This window comes from Arthrobacter sp. KNU-44 (assembly GCF_051843155.1).
In the GTDB taxonomy this organism is placed as follows: domain Bacteria; phylum Actinomycetota; class Actinomycetes; order Actinomycetales; family Micrococcaceae; genus Arthrobacter.
In genome coordinates, this window is record NZ_JBPXNG010000002.1 from 429,266 (window position 1) to 448,017 (window position 18,752).

At 64.1% G+C, this 18,752-nt stretch carries 17 protein-coding genes and 1 pseudogene; 6 read left to right on the top strand and 12 right to left on the bottom strand.

All coding sequences use genetic code 11. The features are described from left to right. Nucleotides 1-98 precede the first annotated feature (98 nt). The 4 genes and pseudogenes from ACSVHC_RS02800 to ACSVHC_RS02815 all read left to right on the top strand — a co-directional run. Nucleotides 99-753 (top strand): annotated as a pseudogene (locus tag ACSVHC_RS02800) (GntR family transcriptional regulator); the annotation flags it as partial. Next, nucleotides 749-2,269, top strand: a complete 1,521-nt coding sequence (locus ACSVHC_RS02805) for an MmgE/PrpD family protein (protein WP_437773174.1) — start codon at nt 749-751, stop codon at nt 2,267-2,269. The pseudogene ACSVHC_RS02800 and the gene ACSVHC_RS02805, both read left to right, overlap by 5 nt. After that, complete coding sequence (gene prpB, locus ACSVHC_RS02810) at nt 2,270-3,178, top strand: methylisocitrate lyase (protein WP_437773173.1); 909 nt, start codon at nt 2,270-2,272, stop codon at nt 3,176-3,178. A gap of 70 nt (nt 3,179-3,248) precedes the next feature. Beyond that, nucleotides 3,249-4,388 carry a bifunctional 2-methylcitrate synthase/citrate synthase gene (locus tag ACSVHC_RS02815; protein WP_437773172.1) on the top strand — a complete coding sequence of 380 codons (1,140 nt, stop codon included), beginning with the start codon at nt 3,249-3,251 and terminating at the stop codon, nt 4,386-4,388. An 85-nt stretch (nt 4,389-4,473) separates the two neighbouring features. On the opposite strand, the gene ACSVHC_RS02820 is transcribed toward ACSVHC_RS02815, so the two are convergent. The 3 genes from ACSVHC_RS02820 to ACSVHC_RS02830 all read right to left on the bottom strand — a co-directional run bounded on the left by ACSVHC_RS02820 (nt 4,474) and on the right by ACSVHC_RS02830 (nt 7,123). After that, nucleotides 4,474-5,982, bottom strand: coding sequence for a hypothetical protein (locus tag ACSVHC_RS02820; protein WP_439180574.1), 1,509 nt, complete (start codon nt 5,980-5,982; stop codon nt 4,474-4,476). Between the two features lie 19 nt (nt 5,983-6,001). Beyond that, nucleotides 6,002-6,511 carry an RNA polymerase sigma factor gene (locus ACSVHC_RS02825; protein ID WP_437773170.1) on the bottom strand — a complete coding sequence of 170 codons (510 nt, stop codon included), beginning with the start codon at nt 6,509-6,511 and terminating at the stop codon, nt 6,002-6,004. A 108-nt stretch (nt 6,512-6,619) separates the two neighbouring features. After that, nucleotides 6,620-7,123, bottom strand: coding sequence for an 8-oxo-dGTP diphosphatase (locus tag ACSVHC_RS02830; protein WP_437773169.1), 504 nt, complete (start codon nt 7,121-7,123; stop codon nt 6,620-6,622). Between the two features lie 55 nt (nt 7,124-7,178). On the opposite strand from ACSVHC_RS02830, the gene ACSVHC_RS02835 reads away from it, so the two are divergent. After that, nucleotides 7,179-7,919, top strand: coding sequence for a hypothetical protein (locus ACSVHC_RS02835; RefSeq protein ID WP_437773168.1), 741 nt, complete (start codon nt 7,179-7,181; stop codon nt 7,917-7,919). Between the two features lie 38 nt (nt 7,920-7,957). Here ACSVHC_RS02835 and xerD read toward each other — a convergent pair whose 3' ends face one another. From xerD to ACSVHC_RS02880, 9 genes are all read right to left on the bottom strand, one after another. Next, a complete protein-coding gene (xerD, locus tag ACSVHC_RS02840; protein WP_437773988.1) occupies nt 7,958-8,950 on the bottom strand; it encodes a site-specific tyrosine recombinase XerD in 993 nt (330 codons plus the stop codon). Next, nucleotides 8,923-9,585, bottom strand: a complete 663-nt coding sequence (locus ACSVHC_RS02845; protein ID WP_437773167.1) for an NUDIX domain-containing protein — start codon at nt 9,583-9,585, stop codon at nt 8,923-8,925. Before ACSVHC_RS02845 ends, xerD begins: the two co-directional genes overlap by 28 nt. Nucleotides 9,586-9,613: 28 nt before the next feature. Continuing rightward, nucleotides 9,614-11,356: a CTP synthase gene (locus tag ACSVHC_RS02850; RefSeq protein ID WP_437773166.1), complete on the bottom strand. Its 1,743-nt coding sequence runs from the start codon at nt 11,354-11,356 to the stop codon at nt 9,614-9,616. 196 nt (nt 11,357-11,552) lie between these two features. Continuing rightward, nucleotides 11,553-13,286, bottom strand: coding sequence for a DNA repair protein RecN (recN, locus tag ACSVHC_RS02855; protein WP_437773165.1), 1,734 nt, complete (start codon nt 13,284-13,286; stop codon nt 11,553-11,555). A 3-nt stretch (nt 13,287-13,289) separates the two neighbouring features. Further along, a complete protein-coding gene (locus ACSVHC_RS02860; RefSeq protein ID WP_437773164.1) occupies nt 13,290-14,312 on the bottom strand; it encodes an NAD kinase in 1,023 nt (340 codons plus the stop codon). 13 nt (nt 14,313-14,325) lie between these two features. Further along, entirely contained in the window at nt 14,326-15,138 is an 813-nt protein-coding gene (locus ACSVHC_RS02865; RefSeq protein ID WP_437773163.1) for a TlyA family RNA methyltransferase, read from the bottom strand. A gap of 2 nt (nt 15,139-15,140) precedes the next feature. Continuing rightward, nucleotides 15,141-15,395, bottom strand: a complete 255-nt coding sequence (locus ACSVHC_RS02870) for a hypothetical protein (protein ID WP_437773162.1) — start codon at nt 15,393-15,395, stop codon at nt 15,141-15,143. Between the two features lie 9 nt (nt 15,396-15,404). After that, nucleotides 15,405-16,394 carry an HAD-IIA family hydrolase gene (locus ACSVHC_RS02875; RefSeq protein ID WP_437773161.1) on the bottom strand — a complete coding sequence of 330 codons (990 nt, stop codon included), beginning with the start codon at nt 16,392-16,394 and terminating at the stop codon, nt 15,405-15,407. Beyond that, a complete protein-coding gene (locus tag ACSVHC_RS02880; RefSeq protein WP_437773160.1) occupies nt 16,387-17,250 on the bottom strand; it encodes a hypothetical protein in 864 nt (287 codons plus the stop codon). The genes ACSVHC_RS02875 and ACSVHC_RS02880 overlap by 8 nt, the downstream gene beginning before the upstream one ends. Between ACSVHC_RS02880 and ACSVHC_RS02885 the strand changes: the two genes are divergently transcribed. After that, nucleotides 17,224-18,243 carry a hypothetical protein gene (locus tag ACSVHC_RS02885; RefSeq protein WP_437773159.1) on the top strand — a complete coding sequence of 340 codons (1,020 nt, stop codon included), beginning with the start codon at nt 17,224-17,226 and terminating at the stop codon, nt 18,241-18,243. The genes ACSVHC_RS02880 and ACSVHC_RS02885 overlap by 27 nt on opposite strands. Nucleotides 18,244-18,752 lie beyond the last annotated feature (509 nt).

The following is an 18,752-nucleotide window of genomic DNA, read 5'->3' on the forward strand; positions in this document are numbered from 1 at the left end:
TACACAGGTCGATCATCGACCGAGTAATCTCCAGAAAAGCTAGGCTTCATCACCATTTGTGTATACACTGAGGACGTCCACCCAGCGAAGGAGGGTCCATGCGTGCCAGCGAGAGAGCCTATGCGGCCCTGCGCGAGGACATCATTGAGTGGCGTCTGGCGCCCGGGACGGTCCTCGCGGAAGTGGAGCAGTCCGAGCGCCTGGGCGTGTCCCGCACACCGGTCCGGGAGGCGCTGGGCCGGCTCAGCGCGGAAGGACTGACGACGGCGGCGGGCGGCCGCGGCGTCGTCGTGACCGATATCTCGCTGGAGGACATCGACGAACTGTTCGAGCTGCGTGAAACCCTGGAAGGCAAGGCCGCCGCCCTCGCCGCCGTGCGCGGTGAACGTGCGGTGTTCGAGCAACTCCACGCCGAGCTCCTCCGGGCACCGGAGATGCTCAACGACAGCGACCCCTCCCGGCACGACTATTACGCCCTGGTGGGAAGGCTCGACGAAGCGATCGACGAAGCCATCTCCAATTCCTACCTCGCCCAGGCCATGCGCAGCCTCCGCGTGCACCTCGTGCGGGTCCGCCGCCTCGCGGCCGACGACGACGAACGCCTCCATGCCGCCGCGGCCGAGCACGCCGCGATCGCCGAAGCCATCGCGGCAGGCAACCCCCGGCTCGCCGAAGCCGCCACGACAGTCCATCTGCACCGCAGTCTTTCCCACGTCAAAGCCACCCACACCCCTCACTAAGGAGCACCATGGTGAAGAACAACCACGTCCGCGTCTACAAGAGCGAAGAGAACCTTCCCCGCGAGGAGCAGCTGGCGCACAAGATCGCCACGGTTGCCGCCGACGCCGTCGAGGTGACTCCCGAGGTCACCGACATGATCATCAACCGGATCATCGACAATGCCTCCGTTGCCGTTGCCTCCCTTAACCGTGGCCCGATCATCGCCGCCCGGGCGCAGGCCCTGACCCACGCGCCGACCACCAACGGCAAAGGCTCGTCGGTCTTCGGCATCACGGACCGGGTCTCGAGCGAGTGGGCCGCCTGGGCCAACGGCGTTGCCGTCCGAGAACTCGACTACCACGACACCTTCCTGGCTGCGGACTACTCCCACCCGGGCGACAACATCCCGCCGATCCTCGCCGTGGCCCAGCACACCGGGGCCAGCGGCAAGGACCTGATCCGCGGCATCGCCACGGGCTACGAGATCCAGGTGAACCTGGTCAAGGCCATCTGCCTGCACCAGCACAAGATCGACCATGTAGCCCACCTCGGCCCGTCCGCCGCCGCCGGCATCGGCACCCTCCTGGGCCTGGATGTGGAGACGATCTTCCAGTCCGTCGGCCAGGCCCTGCACACCACCACCGCCACGCGGCAGTCCCGCAAGGGTGAAATCTCCACGTGGAAGGCCCACGCCCCCGCGTTCGCCGGCAAGATGGCCGTCGAGGCCGTGGACCGGGCCATGCGCGGCCAGACCTCCCCCGTGCCGATCTACGAAGGCGAAGACGGCGTGATCGCCTGGATGCTGGACGGCCCGGACGCCTCCTACGAGGTCCCGCTGCCCGAAGCCGGGGAGCCCAAACGCGCAATCCTTGACACTTACACCAAGGAACACTCCGCCGAGTACCAGGCCCAGGCCTGGATCGACCTCGCCCGCAAACTCCACAAAGAGCACCCCGAGGCCACGGACCCGGCCAACGTGGCCAACGTCCTGATCAAAACCAGCCACCACACGCACTACGTGATCGGGTCCGGAGCCAACGACCCCCAGAAATACTCGCCCACCGCTTCACGGGAAACCCTGGACCACTCCATCCCGTACATCTTCACCGTGGCCCTGCAGGACGGCACCTGGCACCACGTCGACTCCTACAGCCCGGAACGCGCCGCACGCCCGGACACCGTGGAACTCTGGCACAAGGTCACCACCGTGGAAGACCCCGAATGGACCCGCCGCTACCACTCCCTGGACATCGCGGAAAAGGCCTTCGGCGGCACCGTTGTCATCACACTCAACGACGGCACCGTCATCACCGAGTCGATCGCCGTGGCCGACGCGCACCCGCTCGGCGCCCGGCCCTTCGCCCGCGAACAGTACGTGAACAAGTTCCGAACGCTTGCTACCGGTTTGGTCGAGGCGTCCGAGATCGAGAGGTTCCTCGCCGCCGTCGAGCGCCTCCCGGAACTGGGCCCGGGCGAACTGGACCAGCTGAACATCACCGCCGCCCCCGGCGTCATCGACCTTGCCGCCGCACCGAAGGGACTCTTCTAGATGCTCTACTCCACCACCACCCCGGAGCAGAAGCGCCTCGCCCTGCGCGGGATGCTCGCTTCCGGGACCATCGCCCAGTTCCCCGGCGCCTTCAACCCGCTCTCGGCACGCCTGATCGAGGAGAAGGGCTTCCCCGGCGTCTACATCTCCGGTGCCGTCCTCGCCAACGACCTCGGCCTGCCGGACATCGGACTCACCACCCTCACCGAGGTCGCCACCCGCGCAGGGCAGATCGCCCGCATGACCGAACTCCCCTGCCTCGTGGACGCGGACACCGGATTCGGCGAGCCGATGAACGTGGCCCGCACCATCCAGGAACTCGAAAACGCCGGGCTGGCCGGCTGCCATATCGAAGACCAGTTCAACCCCAAACGGTGCGGGCACCTCGACGGCAAGAACGTGGTCGACACCGACACCGCCGCCAAGCGCATCCGTGCGGCAGCGGACGCCCGGCGCGACCCGAACTTCCTCATCATGGCCCGGACCGACATCCGCGCCGTCGACGGCATCCAGGCCGCCCAGGAACGTGCCCGGGCACTCGTCGACGCCGGCGCGGACGCGATCTTCCCCGAAGCCATGAAGGACCTGTCCGAGTTCCAAGCCATCCGCGACGCAGTGGATGTGCCGATCCTGGCCAACATGACCGAGTTCGGCAAAAGCGAGCTATTCACCGTGGAACAGCTCCAGGGCGTCGGAGTGAACATGGTGATCTACCCCGTCACCCTGCTCCGCATTGCCATGGGGGCTGCAGAGCGTACGCTGGAAACGATCAAGGCCACAGGAACGCAGGAGGCGCAGGTGGAGAACATGCTCACCCGTGCGCGCCTCTATGACCTCGTGGACTACGAGGCCTACAACCACTTCGACACGAGCGTTTTCAACTTCCAGGTTCCTGGGCTCAGCCGGTAACTGGATCAACCAAGGGATGCAGGCGCTCCGGCTAGTCCGGAGTGCTTGCCGATGAACGAAGGAGGACAGCATGGTAGCTGAAGAGATCAAGAAGGGCCTGGCCGGCGTCGTGGTTGACTACACCGCGATCTCCAAGGTCAATCCGGACACCAACTCGTTGCTGTACCGCGGCTACCCCGTGCAGGAACTCGCCGCCAAATGCAGTTTCGAGGAAGTCGCCTTCCTGCTGTGGAACGGTGAACTGCCCACGTCGGAGGAACTTGCAGAGTTCACCGCCCGCGAGCGCGCGGGCCGCGCCCTTGACCCTGTAGTGAAGCAGGTCATCGATACTCTGCCGACGACTGCCCACCCCATGGATGTCTGCCGAACGGCCGCTTCAGTGCTGGGAGCGCGGCACCCGCTGGCCGAGGTTTCCACGCCCGAGGCCAACATGACCAAGGCAATTGACCTGTTCGCCGCCATGCCGGCAGTGGTCGCCTACGACCAGCGCCGCCGGCGCGGTCAGGGAGTCGTGGATCCCCGCGAGGACCTCGGCTACTCCGCGAACTTCCTGTGGATGACCTTCGGCGAGGACCCGGTGGACGAGGTCGTCAAGGCGTTCAACGTCTCGATGATCCTTTATGCCGAGCACTCCTTCAACGCGTCCACCTTCACTGCCCGCGTTGTCACCTCCACCCTCTCGGACCTGCACTCCGCGGTCACCGCGGCGATCGGCGCCCTCAAAGGCCCGCTGCACGGCGGCGCCAACGAGGCCGTCATGCACACGTTCGAGGAAATCGGCATCCGCACCGAGGAATCGCTGGATGACGCAGCCTCCCGTGCGAAGACCTGGATGGAACACGCCTTGGCGCAGAAGAAGAAGGTCATGGGATTCGGGCACCGCGTCTACAAGCACGGCGACTCCAGGGTGCCCACCATGAAGGCCGCGCTGGACAAGATGATCGCCCACTACGGCCGGCCCGAGATCCTGGGCCTGTACAACGGCCTCGAACAGGCCATGGACGAGGCCAAGGCGATCAAGCCCAACCTCGACTACCCCGCCGGGCCCACGTACCACCTCATGGGCTTCGACACCCCCACCTTCACCCCGCTGTTCGTCGCGAGCCGCATCACCGGCTGGACCGCACACATCATGGAGCAGCTCGGATCGAACTCCCTGATCCGTCCGCTCAGCGAATACAACGGCGTGGATGAACGGCACCTGCCGTAATTTCACCAAGTACGACGCCGGGCCGGTCACCAGAATGGGTCCATTCTGGGGACCGGCCCGGCGTCGTTCTCGAACAGGAGCCTGGCTAATCGGTGAGTGCGAGGCTCGTCATCATGAGCTTCAGCTTTGCGTACTCGGGTGTCCCCATGTAGGCCATGGCTTCGTGCATGGTGTCGAAGACGGGAGCTCCGGGACCTTGGATGCTCCTGTCGGCAAAGGACAGGGAGCCCTTGGGGGCCCCACTGACCACTGCGTACATCAGGGTCGGGCACGTGTCCGTCAGCTGCCCGCTGGACTTGTCGACGAGACCCACTTCATAACTCAAACCTTTGCCCACCGGGGCTAGGTCCAGCACGCGGTATGAGAACCTGGCACCTGCTGCTTCCGCCCAGGAATATCCCATGGTGAAGGAATCGAGCTCCGTCACTTTGTAGCGCTCACTGGGACCGCAGGCGCCACCGAGGCCACCGCCAGAGCCATATCGCAACTGGGCCACCCTTTTACCGGACTCGTCCGCGACGTCAATCCCCGTGCCAGGAAACTCGGCCGTCCCCGCAGGTACCTCCGCCGCTGTCCACCCTGTCGGCAGTTCGAACTGGACCTTCGCGGCCTGGCTTCGGTATATAGAGGAAACGACAGTTTTGCTGGGCTTCAGGGACAGAGAGCTCAGCATCCGCTTCATGTCCTGGTAATCCTGCGTCTGCGTGTACGCGCGCGCCTCCGCCATGGTGTCGAAGACGAGAGGCGCGTTCGAGCCGTCCGCGGCCATCGCCCAAGTGTCTCCGAATTCGACCAAGGGAACGTTGTCCGGTCCGGTGATGCCATTGATTTGGTGGCACACAGGTGTTCCGGGCAACTCATGCTCCTCCGAGAGCGCTACTGTGCCGTAGACGCGATCGCCTTTGATCACAGTGAATGTGAAACGAGAGGGACCAAGCGGGGAGCCCTTGGCTCCTGAAAACCATGCGACCTTGTCTGCCTTCTGCGGGATATCCAGATCCACCGAATCCAGGACAGTGACCGGCTTTGGAGAGTACGGCTTAGGGTTGGCGCAGCCTCCAATGGTGCGGTCGTAGACAAAGTTCAACTCCGCGACCTGCTTGTTCTCTGCATCCCGTATTGAAGCCTGGTTGTACGATCCGCCGGCAATCATCGTCGGTCGCTCCACTACGAACCAGCTTTCAGGCAGCTCGAACGTCGCCTGCGATGTCGCGTCTGTAAACGTCTTCCACCGGACAGCGGGGGCCATGCTTACAGTTGGGGTTGGTGTTGGTGTCGCAGTGGGCGTTGCGGAGGTTGACGGGGTGGCGGAGGGAGCCGGAGTCACATGCCCGGAATTGGCCGGAGCAGGAGCCCCGGTCAACGCGCCCAGATTCGACACCACCAGCACGCCTGCCGTCACGGCAGCCGCAGCGATGGTCAGCAGCCCGGCGAGACGCACTGCCCGCTGTCGCCTGGCATCGGCCAATGACCGGATATTGGGCGGCATCTTGTCAACGGTCTCGGAGCGGTCCGTGACAATCTGCCGGAGGACGGCCTCGGCATCCGGGACGGTAGCGGGATCTGCTTTCAACGGATCAGTTGCGGAAATCAAATTCCTAATGGCATCCATTTCATGCCCCCATTTTCTGTGAAGCGGTTTCGGCCCGGACCGGCATGGCCTTGCGGAATGCCTCGCGGGCTCGGTGTAGACGCACCTTTGCGGCCGATTCGCTACACTGCAGCACGCCGGCGATTTCTGCGATCGAGAGTTCATCCCAATACGCGAGTTGCAGGACGTCACGGTCTTTTTCCCTCAAAGCAGCCATGGCATGTTCCACAACTTCGTTGCTTTCGGCAGCAGCACCGATGGTTCCTGCGGATTCCCTAAGCCGCAAATGCAATGCCTGCTGACGTTCGTGGCTACGGTAGGCGTTCCCCAGCAGATTCCGAGCTACGGCGAACAACCACGCGGGTTCAGTCACCCCTGCTTCATCCCATTTTTGCCATGCCACGCGAAACACGTCCGCCGCGAGCTCCTGCGCTAATTCCGCATCTGAAACGCGTCGTCGAACAAAGCCGAAAACGCGTGGGTAACAGTCCTTGTGAAGCGTGATAAACGCCAGCTCCCGTTCCGAAAGCATGGTCCCCCCTTGAAGTTTTAAGCCTGTGGTTACCGGCTACGAGGGTAATTTCCAAGAAGCCGGACAAAGTTACATTTCCAACCAAGCTTTCTTGAAGATTCCTCGCAACTAGCGCGCCGCTCCAGAATCCAGCCACTCGCCAGTGTGAACTTCGGCGACACTTTCGTTGTCACCAGCGAGCACAACTTCAACTGCGATGCGTTGACCGGAAATCATGGCGGGCAGCCAGTGTTCGGCGTCGGCCCACATCTGTTCGACAGGGAGTCCCTCCACGCGGTACCACTGCGGCGCTATTTCATCACTCTCGGCTGGCTCGCCTGTCCATCTCTCGGTCAGATACACCGTGGTGAACATGTTCCACTCGGCCTTGGCGGGGAAGACGAAATCCACTGTCCCGGCGGGAATGAGGTCCCCTTCTTCCACATGGACGAAGATTTCCTCCTGAACTTCCCGGCATACGGCTTCGGCCGCTGTCTCTCCGGACTCCACATGTCCGCCTACGCCCACAATCTTCCCTGTGCCGAAGCCGGTCTTCTTCCGACCCAGGAGCACCTCTTGGCCGGCGTCGCCGTCGCGGAGCAGGAAACACAGGGTGACGTGGGCTGAAGTCATTGACCAAGCCTAACTCCGCAGGGCTTCGCAAGTGTGTCCTTGCTACAGTTGGCCCATGAGCGTGGATGGGGGTGAAGGTCCCACGACGGCAAAGGCCCCGCCAGGAAAGGCAGATGCCCCGGGGAGCGAGGCGAGTGCCCAGGCAGCGGACGCTTCCGAGGCCTGGCTGCCTGGCTGGCTGGTCCGGCATCCGCTCTACGCCGGGTGGGCATGGACCGGTTTCTGGGCGGTGTTGATCCTCCTCGATGAATTCCTGGACCTGGCCGGCTGGAGCTGGTACCTGCTGGTCGGCATGGCCGCGCTGCCGACCGTTCTGTCTACACTCGCGGTGCTGAACGCTACTCCCCGCAGGCATTTGAAACCACAAAACGAGTCAGTGCTTGGCCACTTCTTCGTGAGATTCCTTGCCTTGGTGACTGCTTTCCTCGTGTGGGGCGTCTCAGTGGTCATGAGCGCCTCGATCTCCACGACTGTCCAGGCCGCAGTGGGAAATTCCGAGCGCGAAGTGACGGCCCTCGGCTTCAACTTGCTCGTGGCAGCAGTCCCGCTTGTCATTTCGGTCCTGTGGATGGCTTTCATCGTCCGCTGCGCCTGGTTCCTGCGACGTTTGCGTGGCTGGAGCCAAAGTCCCGCCAGCTCACGGGTGCCGAGGAAATTCCTGCGCTCCCGGCCTGATCTGAGGCGGGTGGTTCTCGGCTTGGCGCACCCGGGCCTTCTGCTCGTGGCCGGCCTCGGGATGTCCATTCTGGCGCTGTTCTTGAACGCGGTGGAGCTGACCTTCAAGGTCTTGGCGTAACCGGGCCGCGGTAAGTCTCCAGCGTGCAGCGCGAGGCGTCAGCCGAGCGCCCGCGGATGCGCGGCCGCATACACCTCGCGCAATGTGTCGGCAGTGACCAAGGTATACACCTGTGTGGTGGTCACCGAGGCATGGCCCAGGAGTTCCTGCACCACCCGGACATCGGCGCCGCCCTCAAGCAGATGAGTGGCGAAAGAATGCCTCAGGGTGTGCGGAGAGACATCCTTGGTGATGTTGGCCTTCTCGGCCGCAGTCTTGAGAATGGTCCAGGCGCTTTGCCTGCTGATCCGGCCGCCGCGGGCATTCAGGAACAGCGCCGGAGTGCCTTTTCCTTTCGCGGCCAACGCAGGCCTTCCGCGGACCACATAGGATCCGACGGCGCGGGCACCGTAGGACCCCAGCGGCACCAAGCGCTCCTTGGAGCCCTTTCCGAAGAGCCGCACGATCGCGGGCCCATCGGCCTCAGCCTCGAGGGAGACATCGTCGACGTCAAGCCCCACCGCTTCGCTGATGCGGGCACCCGTGGAGTAGAGGAACTCCAAAAGTGCCCGGTCCCTCAACCCGGTGGCGGTATCGGCACCGGCGGCTTCGAGGATACGGGTCACTTCGCCGACGCTAATGGCCTTCGGCAGACGCTTGCCGGGCATAGGCGGGTGGACATCGCTCGCGGGGTCCGCCGTCGTCGTCCCCTCCAGGGCCCAGAACTTGTGGAGGCCCCGGACGGCAACCACGGTGCGTGCCGCCGAACGGACGCCGAGTGCGGCGCCGCCGTCGGAGCCGTCGGCCAGGGCCTGGACAAAAGCGGTGACATCGTGGCGGGAGATATTTCCCGGCTTGTCGACACCGGACCCTGCCAGGAAGTTCGAATAGCGGGACAGATCCCTGCGGTAGGCGGACAAGGTGTTGCTTGCAAGGCCGCGTTCCACGCCGAGGTGCTGCAGGTAGTCCGTGACGGCCCGGTCAATGGCGGTCTGGACCCTCGTCTCCGCGAGCTGGGGCACGGTCAGCGCTGGCTCGGATGGGCGGGCCAGGGGGCATTGGCCGGTCGCAGGTTCCTGAAGCCGTCGGCGCGGGCAGCTGCGACGGCGAGGATCCCGACGACGGCGGACGGGTTGTGAAGGCGGCCTTCCAGCACTGCCAAAACAGCTTCGTCGAGAGGCACCCACACCAGCTCGATTTCGGATTCCTCCTCCGTGCGGACGTGGCGTTCGGCCTCGGGCACGTCTCCCAACCCCCGCGCCAGATAGATTCGGATCGCCTCGCTCGAGGATCCCGGTGAATTGAAGAAGTCGGCGAGGACATTCCACGTGGCTGCGGTGAGATCTGCCTCTTCTGCGAGCTCCCGGGCTGCGCCGACTACGAAGTCTTCGCCGGCCACATCAAGAAGCCCGGCAGGAATCTCCCACAGATCCATGCCCACGGGGTGGCGATATTGCTTGAGCAACAGGATTTCGCCGTCGACATTCATCGGCAGTACTGCTACAGCGCCAGGATGGTCGATGTAGTCGCGGACCAAAGTGCCGGTGTCGTCGCCCAGCTCGAAGGCGTCACTGACGACGTCCCAAATACGGCCTTCATAGACCTTGTTGGACGACAAAAGACGGCGCGGGCTCGGCATGTCCGAAACCCTCCGAAAAGTGCTGGGGGTTTCAGAAATACCGGGCATCGCGCCGTCCTTCATTTCGTGTGAGCGATTACTTCGCAGCGACCTTGCGGGCTGACTTTGCTAGCGAATCCACGCCTGCCTGACGCTCCAGCGCAGCCTTCACGAGGCCGGCAAACAGCGGGTGGGGGCGCGTGGGGCGGGAGCTGAGCTCGGGGTGGGCCTGAGTTGCAACGTAGTACGGGTGTACTTCGCGCGGCAGTTCCACGAACTCAACCAGCTTGCCATCGGGAGACGTTCCGGAGAACACGAGTCCATCGGCTGCGATCTGCTCGCGGTACTTGTTGTTGACCTCGTAGCGGTGCCGGTGACGCTCGCTAACAGTTGTTGCGCCGTAAGTTTCTGCGACCACGGAGCCTTCATCCAACTTGGCTTCGTAAAGGCCCAGGCGCATCGTGCCGCCAAGGTCGCCCTTGCCGTCCACGATGTCGAGCTGTTCTTCCATGGTGGCGATGACCGGGTACTTGGAGTCAGGCTCGAACTCGCTGGAGGACGCGCCCTCGAGGCCGACCACATTGCGGGCGTACTCGATGACCATGCACTGAAGACCGAGGCAGAGGCCAAGCACCGGAAGCTTCGTCTCGCGGGCGAACTTGAGTGCGCCGAGCTTGCCCTCCAGGCCACGGATACCGAAGCCACCGGGAACACAAATGGCGTCGACGCCGGCCAAGGACTTGGTGGCGCCTTCTAGGGTTTCACACTCATCGGACGGGACCCAGCGGATCTTGACCTTGGTTTCGTTCGCAAAACCACCGGCACGCAAGGCCTCGGTCACGGACAAGTAAGCGTCCGGGAGGTCGATGTACTTGCCCACCAAAGCAACTTCTACGTGGTGCTTGGGGTTGTGGACAGCTTCGAGGAGCTTGTCCCAGCTGGTCCAGTCGACGTCCTTGAACGGGAGATCCAGGGCTCGGACGACGTAGGAGTCAAGGCCCTGGGAGTGCAGCGTCTTCGGGATGTCGTAGATGCTGGGAGCATCGGCGGCGTTGATCACTGCATCAATGTCGACGTCGCACATGCGGCCGATCTTTTCGCGCATAGCGTCAGGCACTTCGCGGTCCGAGCGGATCACAATCGCTTCCGGCTGGATGCCGAGGGAGCGCAGCGCGGCAACAGAGTGCTGTGTTGGTTTGGTCTTCAGTTCCTGCGAGGGGCCGATATACGGCACCAAGGAGACGTGCAGGAAAAAGACGTTGTTCCGGCCGATGTCCTGGCGGACCTGGCGTGCGGACTCGAGGAAAGGCTGCGACTCGATGTCGCCAACGGTGCCGCCGATTTCGGTGATGATGACATCAGGAGCGTTCTTGCCCTCAGCGGGGAGGCGCATGCGGCGCTTGATCTCATCCGTGATGTGCGGGATGACCTGGACGGTGTCGCCGAGGTACTCACCACGCCGTTCCTTGGCGATGACTGTCGAGTAGATCTGGCCGGTTGTGACGTTGGCCGAACCCTCAAGGTTCTCATCGAGGAAGCGCTCGTAGTGTCCGATGTCGAGGTCGGTTTCGGCGCCGTCGTCAGTGACGAAGACTTCGCCGTGCTGGAAGGGGTTCATCGTGCCCGGATCCACATTGAGATAGGGATCGAGCTTCTGCATAGTTACAGACAAACCGCGTGCCCGCAGCAGGTGGCCGAGGCTCGAAGCCGTCAGTCCCTTACCGAGCGAGGACGCCACACCGCCAGTGACAAAGATGTGTTTGGTCGTCTTGGACGAGCCCGGGAACCGGGAATTTACACGGGAATTTGATCGCTGCACCACGGAATTCGAGCCTATCATCAATTGCGCCTCCAAAGGATCCGCTAGCCGTTTTCCCAAATGCTCAATAGTCCCCTGCCATGGGGCAAGGATCAAGAGTAAAGTCCACCTGGACCGGCAAAACAGCTCAGCCGCCTGGGAATCCGCTACTTGGCCTCAGGGACCGGCGAAGGCGCTCATGTGACCGATGTCCCAGACGGCTGCCGGGCGGCTACGCCTATTGGGGCAGAAGCTTCGCGTCGTCCAGCAATTCCTGGGCATGCGCACGCGCAGACTCGGAGTCTTCCTGTCCCGCCAGCATCCTGGCAAGCTCCTTCACGCGTTCCTCGTCATCGAGGAGTTGGACGTCGCTGGACGTGAAGCCCGTGGCGGTCTTGCCGTCGCTTCCCCTGACTGAGGTCTTGGTAACGCGGATATGTTGGTCGGCGAAGGCGGCCACCTGCGGCAGATGGGTCACCACCAGCACCTGGACGTGGCGGGCCAGCATGGCAAGCCGGCGTCCGATCTCGACGGCGGCACGCCCGCCCACTCCGGCATCTACCTCGTCAAAGACGAAGGTGGGCACCGGGTCCACGGCGGCGAGGACCACTTCGATGGCAAGCATGACGCGGGACAATTCACCACCGGACGCGCCCTTGCCGAGAGGACGGGCGGGGGCGCCAGCGTGCGGTTGCAGGAGGAAGGAGATGTCGTCGACGCCATGCGGGCCCAACTGCCCTTGGCTGTCCACCTCGATCACCAGAGTTGCGTCGGCCATCGCAAGCGCTGTGAGCTCCGCACTTACCCGCGCGGAGAGCTCCTTGGCCGCCTTTGATCGCGACTTCGAGATGCGCGCGGCTTGCTTTCGCAGCGTCGTCTCTGCGGCGGTTACCTCGGCATCAAGGGCTTCGATCCGGCTCGAGTCATCCTGCAGTTCGTCAAGCCTGGTCCTCGACGCTGCCGCCCATTCCAAGACCTCGTCGATGCTCGGAGCGTACTTCCGGATGAGTTTGGCCAGTGCTGCGCGCCGCTCCTCGATCTCCGAAAGCCGTTCGGGCCCCTCGGAGTCCAGGGACGCTTGGTAGCTGGACAGCTCCCCCGCTATGTCATTGATGAGGAAGCCGATCTCGGCGAGGCGTGCGGCGGCTCCCGCCAACGCTTCGTCATGTTCGGAAACCTGGTCCAATGCCCGTTTGGCCGAGTCAATCAGCGTCGTGGCATCAGCTGTTTCGCCGAATTCCTCCGAGATCAGGGCTTCATGCGCTGCCGCGGCGGCGATGCGGAGCTCTTCCACGTTCGCCAGCTTCACTGCCTCGGCCTTGAGGGATTCATCCTCGCCGGGCTGGGGATCGACGTCGTCGATTTCGTTGAGCGCGACCGCGAGCGATTCCGCCTCGCGCAGCCTTTCCCGGGCCTCGCCGCGGAGGGTATCGAGCTCCGCCTGGCTGGACTTCCAATGCCCGTAAAGCTCCTGGTATTCCGTGAGCATCGCGGCGAGCTCGGCCCCGGCGAATCGGTCCAGTGCGTGCCGCTGCGCCACGGCACCCTTGAGACGTATCTGGTCCGACTGGCCGTGCACCACCACCAGGCTCTCGCCAAGTTCCGCCAATACGCCCACAGGCGCCGACCGACCGCCCACGAAAGCACGACTGCGGCCGTCTGCGCCCACGGTGCGGGCCAGCAAGAGCTGGGTGCCGCCGTCGTACTCTTCCGCGTCGCCGCCGGCTTCTACGGCCCGTTCCACGGCGGCGTGCGCCGGATCAAGCAAGAGCCGGGCCTCTGCAGAGGCCGACTTGGCACCGGAACGTACCGCGCCTGCGTCCGACCGGGCTCCCAGGAGGAGGCCCACGGCGGTGACCACCATGGTCTTACCGGCACCGGTTTCGCCCGTAACGACGCTCAGGCCGCGCCCCAACGGCAACGTGGCGTCGGTGATGACGCCGAGATCACGGATCCGGAGTTCCTCGATCATGGTTTACATCTCCTTTGTGGGGTCGGCCGCTCTGCCTGTCCGCACGTCCTGGGGCGCCGGCAAAGGGCTGGGCTTGAAGGTCCTGATCACGGGGGTAGGACCGGTGTGGATGTCAGCCGAACGGGGTGCCGGACCCCGCCAGCCGTGGATGGGGAGCTCAAACTTCCGCACGAGCCGAGCTGAAAACGGGGTCTGGTGGGTGCGGGCAAGCCGCACAGGCCGGGTGGACCTTGTTACTTCGATCCGTGCGCCGGGCGGGAGGTCCACGGAACGGCGGCCATCGCACCAAAGCACGCCTTGGGCGTCCGTCCGGGTGAGGATCTCCACAGCCAGCCTGGACCGCGGCGAAACCACGAGGGGTTTGGCGAAGAGGGCGTGGGCGCTGATGGGGACAATCACCAGGGCTTCAACCTCGGGCCACACCACAGGCCCGCCGGATGAGAAGGCGTAGGCGGTGGAACCCGTAGGGGTTGCGAGCACCACTCCGTCACAGCCGAAAGACGTCAGCGGACGTTCATCCACTTCGGTCACCACTTCGATCATGCGCTCCCGGTCGGCCTTTTCAATGGCGGCCTCGTTGAGGGCCCAGGTATGCCAGATCTTCTGGCCCCGGACCCACACCTGGACATCGATGGTCATGCGCTCTTCCACCGTGTATTCGCGGCTCGCGATCCACTCGACGGTCTGGGCAAGATCGGCCCGCTCGCTTTCGGCGAGGAACCCGACATGCCCGAGGTTGACGCCCAACAGGGGAACATCGACGTTGCGGACCAGCTCGGCAGCGCGCAGGATGGTGCCGTCGCCGCCAAGAACCATGACGAGTTCGACGTCCTCCAACCGGACATCCCCGTGGAGTATCTCGATCGGCTTATCCACCACGCCGTAGAACCGTTCGATGTCGTCCAGTTCCGACTTCTGCATCACAGGGATCAGGCCTGAGTAGTGGAGTTGCCCGCAGGCATCCCAGGCCGCGCGAAGGGAGTCCTCACGCCCGGTGTGGGCAAGGACCAAAACGCGCCTGCTCATGGTGTTCTGCTTTCTAGTGGGTGGTCCAGAGTCGTTCCATCAGTGCAGCAACTTCCTCGTCCCGCTCTTCGATCTTAGGCAAGTCCGGCTGCATCCTGCGTTTTATCCACAGGAAGTACTCCACATTTCCGTCCTGGCCCGGCAAGGGACTCGGTGCCAGGCCACAAAGTTCAAGCCCTGCATCCACGGCCGCTTTGGCGACTTGGGCCACCGCGCGACGCCGTTCATGATCGGAGGTGACCACGCCGGTGCGGCTCAGCCGTTCCTTACCGACCTCGAATTGGGGCTTCACCATGAGCACGAGGTCTCCCCCGGGTTCGGTGCACGCCGCGAGCGGATGTAGAACCAGTGTGAGGGAAATGAAGGACAGGTCTGCCACGGTGAGCGCGGCCGGCCCACCGATCTGCTCGGCCGTCATGTAGCGGACGTTGACGCCCTCATGGACTGCGACGCGGGGATCTTTCCGCAGGGACGGCACCAACTGGTCATGCCCGACGTCGACCGCCACCACGTGCGCGGCACCTTGCCGGAGCAGCACGTCAGTGAAGCCACCGGTGGAGGCTCCGGCGTCGAGGCACCGCTTCCCTTCCACAAGAACGGAAGGGAAGGCCGCCAGTGCCCCGGCGAGTTTGTGTCCGGCGCGGCTGACGTAGACGTCCTCGGCATGGGCTTGAACATCGATTTCCGTCTCTTCGGAGACCTGTTGCGCTGCCTTGGCAAGAATGCTGCCCTCGGAACTGACTTTTCCGTCCGCAATGAGTTTCGCGGCATGGGTCCGCGATCTCGCCAATCCACGGCTGACGAGTTCCTGGTCGAGTCTGGCCATGCTCAGCGTTCTTCGTCGTCGAGGGACGCCATCAAGGAGTCATGGATCTCGGCGTAGACGCCGCTGTGCTCGGCCACCGGCACAGTGGAGATGCCCGCCAGCCGCTCCAAGGCAGCATCCACGGCGTCGTCACCTGTCGCGGTAGTGTCGTCCGGCCATAGGACGTCGTGCGGTTCGACGCTTTGCGGTTCGAGGCCGTCCAGATCGATGGCACTCATTTCGGCGGCGCTCTCCCAGTGATCGTTCAACTCGCTCATCGGACCAGTCTAGTTTTCCAGCCATTCGAGGCGCGGCGATGTAGCCTCTGCGGCGTCGGGGGTGGCCGCCCACCAGGCTGCGCATGCAGCGCGCCAGGCGTCCAGATCCTTCTCGGACCCGGAGACCTTGATCAGGCCATCCTGGACTTCGGCAGTTGCCTTTCCGCAGTGGAACGTGCTGTCCTCCTCGACGATCTCGGGGTACGGCTCGTGCAGTTCCGTGAGATCAGCCAGCAAGTAGCCTGGGCGTTCCGAGCTGCGTGCAGCCAGGATGGACTCGGGCGTATCGACGCCGGTGAGGACTGCCGCCGTCGCGAAGCCCGCACGGTTGCCGCCAAGGATGTCGGTGTCCAGCCGGTCTCCGACGACGATCGGGCGCTCCGACTTGAGCCTCCGTGCCGCCGAGTGGAAGAGCGGGGCCTCCGGCTTGCCGGCTACCCGCGGCTGTTTGCCGGTGGCCGACGCGACGGCGGCCACGAGGGTGCCGTTTCCGGGAGCAATCCCGCGGGCCTGGGGAATGGACATGTCCGTATTTGTAGCCACCCAGAGGGCGCCTGCGGCGACAACATAGGACGCCTCGGCCAGATCCTTCCACGCGATTTCCGGGTTGAAGCCCTGGACCACAGCCACAGGGTTCTCTTTGGCGCTGTGGACAGGCGTGAGGCCCACGAGTTCGATTTCGTGGGCCAGCGCCGGACTGCCCGTAATCATTACCCGAGAACCCGGAGCCAGGAGTCCGGCCAAAAGATCCCCCGCGGCCTGCGAGGAACTGACCACTTGGTTATCCTCAGCAGGTGCGCCAAGTTCACGAAGGTGCGCGGCAACCTGTGCCGGAGTACGCGAGGCGTTGTTGGTTACATAACCCAGGCGCACCCCGACCGACTCAAGCCGCTGCAAGGACTCCACAGCGCCGGGAATGGCGTGCGGGCCTGCGTACACGACTCCGTCCAGATCGGACAGGACAGCGTCGAAACGCGAAACCAGCGAGGCCTCAGTCATTCTTGGTCTCTTCGCCGCCTTCGGAAGCCTCTTCTGCGTCTTCCTCGTCTTCTTCGGTGTCCTCGACGGAATCGCGGTCCGACTCGGCGTCGTCGGACTCAAAGTAGTCAGACTCGACGTCGTCGAGTTCCACGTCGTCCTGTTCGGTGGATTCAGAGCCGATGACCGTCTCCGCGCGTGCGGGCGCCGCCTCGGACTTGCTCTCGTCGGCTCGCTCCGTGCTCTCCTCAATGTTCCTGAAACGAGGCTTGCGAGCTTCGCTTTCATCGTCCTCGCCGAGGTCGATGATGTCCGGGTCCTCGAAGTCTCCAACGCCGAGGGCATTTTCAGCCACGACTGCCTGGCGCTGCCACTTGCCGGCTTCTTCCGTGCGGCCCACTGCCGTCAGGGCGTCTGCGTAGGCACGGAACAGGCGCGGGCTGTAGGAGAAGGCGCGGTTGATGTCGAGCTGGATGATCTCCAGCTCGGCCACCGCGGCATCCAACTGGCCAAGGTCGCTCCGGGCACCGGAAGCCACAATGGCTAGCTCAACCTTGCCGGGGGCGTCGAGGTCTTGTGCTTCGGGTGAACGGACGACGTCCAGCGCACGGTCCGGCCGCCCCAGGCCGCGTTCGCAGTCGGCCATGAGCGGCAAATGGACGTTGGAGCCGCTGATCCGGCGGTAGGTGCGGAATTCGCGAAGCGCCTCGCCATAGTGGCCGGCAGCGTAGGCGGTCAGGCCCACGGCTTCACGGACAGCGGCCAACCTGCCACCACGGCGGCTAGCGGCCAAGGCGTGCTGGAAGGAAAGCTCAGGGTCGATATCGATAAGGCGGCCTGCCATCACCAGGTGCTTCGCAACCCAATCGGCGTTCATGCCTTCAAGGGTCTTGATCTGGTGCTTCGTGACCCGGTCGAGCTCCTGGCCCGTGATGTCGTCGTCGATCTCGGGGGAACGCTCGCGGTCCGGGCGGTTGGCGCTGCGCAGATCCGCCGCGTTCGGAACCCGCGCGGGACGTTCTTCCCAGGAGCCGCCGCCGAAGCTGCGTCCCTCGCTACGTGGGCCATCGAACTTGCGGGGGCCGCGCTCGGGGCGGTCGCCGAAGCTACGACGTTCTCCGTCGCCTTCGCGGCGCGGACGGTCGCCGAACGGCTTACGATCACGGTCGCCGAAGCTCGGGCGCGCATCCCCATCACGACGAGGACGATCACCAAACGGCTTACGATCACGGTCGCCGAAGCTCGGGCGCGCATCCCCATCACGACGAGGACGATCACCAAACGGCTTACGGTCACGATCACCCTCACGGCTCGGACGATCACCAAACGGCTTACGATCACGATCACCAAAGCTCGGGCGCGCATCCCCATCACGGCTCGGACGATCACCAAACGGCTTACGATCACGATCACCGAAAGGTTTGCGGTCGCGGTCGCCCTCACGGCTCGGACGATCACCAAACGGCTTACGATCACGATCACCGAAAGGTTTGCGGTCGCGGTCGCCCTCACGGCTCGGACGATCACCAAACGGCTTACGATCACGATCACCGAAAGGTTTGCGGTCGCGGTCGCCCTCACGGCTCGGACGATCACCAAACGGCTTACGATCACGATCACCAAAGCTCGGGCGCGCATCCCCATCACGACGAGGACGGTCACCAAAGCTACGGCGCTCACCATCGCCCGCCGGCTTACGGTCTCGGTCACCGCCAGGAACGCCGTCACGGTTGTCTCTGGAACGGAATCCTCGCGGGTCGCCCCCGGAATTGTTGTTGGCGCGGAACGGGCCGCGATCGCCACGGCCACCGCCGAAGTTGCCGCGGTTGCCGCCGTTGTGCTCAGCCATGATGGATTCCTCCTGTTGTGAGCTGACCACTGGCGCATGCGCAGCCGCTCTTATCCGTATTTTGTTCTCACGCCGCCGGGATCCGGCTCGTATCTCTTATGTAATTCTAGGTGAACAGCCATCCACGAACGCATTCGAGGGCCGCCTATTCAGGCTTCCCGTGGGAATCATCACAACCCAAGCATGACTGAGGACGTTCGGCTGGCTTGCAGATCCGAGTCCAGGATCAGAATCCTCAAACAACGCTAGCTCACATATTCCGGGTCCCGGCGGGACGCCCGCTCACATATACCGGGTCCTGGCCGGACGCCGGCTCACATATGCCGGGTCCCCGGCGGACGCCCGCTCACATATGCCGGGTCCCGGCCGGACGCCGGCTCATTTCTGCTGAGGGCGGGGGCAGGGGGCCGCGGTCCGGCTGCAGGGTGAGCGGGGGTGTGGCCCCGGCCCTGTTATAGGTGAGCCGGCGTTCGTGGAAACCGGCCCATAGGTGAGCAGGCGTTCGTGGAAACCGGCCCATAGGTGAGCCG

Bases quoted from the DNA above. Each gene is read 5' to 3' on its own strand.
- ACSVHC_RS02805 (WP_437773174.1), top strand. From the start codon at position 749: ATGGTGAAGAACAACCACGTCCGCGTCTACAAGAGCGAAGAGAACCTT.
- prpB (WP_437773173.1), top strand. From the start codon at position 2,270: ATGCTCTACTCCACCACCACCCCGGAGCAGAAGCGCCTCGCCCTGCGC.
- ACSVHC_RS02815 (WP_437773172.1), top strand. From the start codon at position 3,249: ATGGTAGCTGAAGAGATCAAGAAGGGCCTGGCCGGCGTCGTGGTTGAC.
- ACSVHC_RS02825 (WP_437773170.1), bottom strand. From the start codon at position 6,511: ATGCTTTCGGAACGGGAGCTGGCGTTTATCACGCTTCACAAGGACTGT.
- ACSVHC_RS02830 (WP_437773169.1), bottom strand. From the start codon at position 7,123: ATGACTTCAGCCCACGTCACCCTGTGTTTCCTGCTCCGCGACGGCGAC.
- ACSVHC_RS02835 (WP_437773168.1), top strand. From the start codon at position 7,179: ATGAGCGTGGATGGGGGTGAAGGTCCCACGACGGCAAAGGCCCCGCCA.
- ACSVHC_RS02845 (WP_437773167.1), bottom strand. From the start codon at position 9,585: ATGCCCGGTATTTCTGAAACCCCCAGCACTTTTCGGAGGGTTTCGGAC.
- ACSVHC_RS02850 (WP_437773166.1), bottom strand. From the start codon at position 11,356: ATGATAGGCTCGAATTCCGTGGTGCAGCGATCAAATTCCCGTGTAAAT.
- recN (WP_437773165.1), bottom strand. From the start codon at position 13,286: ATGATCGAGGAACTCCGGATCCGTGATCTCGGCGTCATCACCGACGCC.
- ACSVHC_RS02860 (WP_437773164.1), bottom strand. From the start codon at position 14,312: ATGAGCAGGCGCGTTTTGGTCCTTGCCCACACCGGGCGTGAGGACTCC.
- ACSVHC_RS02865 (WP_437773163.1), bottom strand. From the start codon at position 15,138: ATGGCCAGACTCGACCAGGAACTCGTCAGCCGTGGATTGGCGAGATCG.
- ACSVHC_RS02870 (WP_437773162.1), bottom strand. From the start codon at position 15,395: ATGAGCGAGTTGAACGATCACTGGGAGAGCGCCGCCGAAATGAGTGCC.
- ACSVHC_RS02875 (WP_437773161.1), bottom strand. From the start codon at position 16,394: ATGACTGAGGCCTCGCTGGTTTCGCGTTTCGACGCTGTCCTGTCCGAT.
- ACSVHC_RS02880 (WP_437773160.1), bottom strand. From the start codon at position 17,250: ATGAACGCCGATTGGGTTGCGAAGCACCTGGTGATGGCAGGCCGCCTT.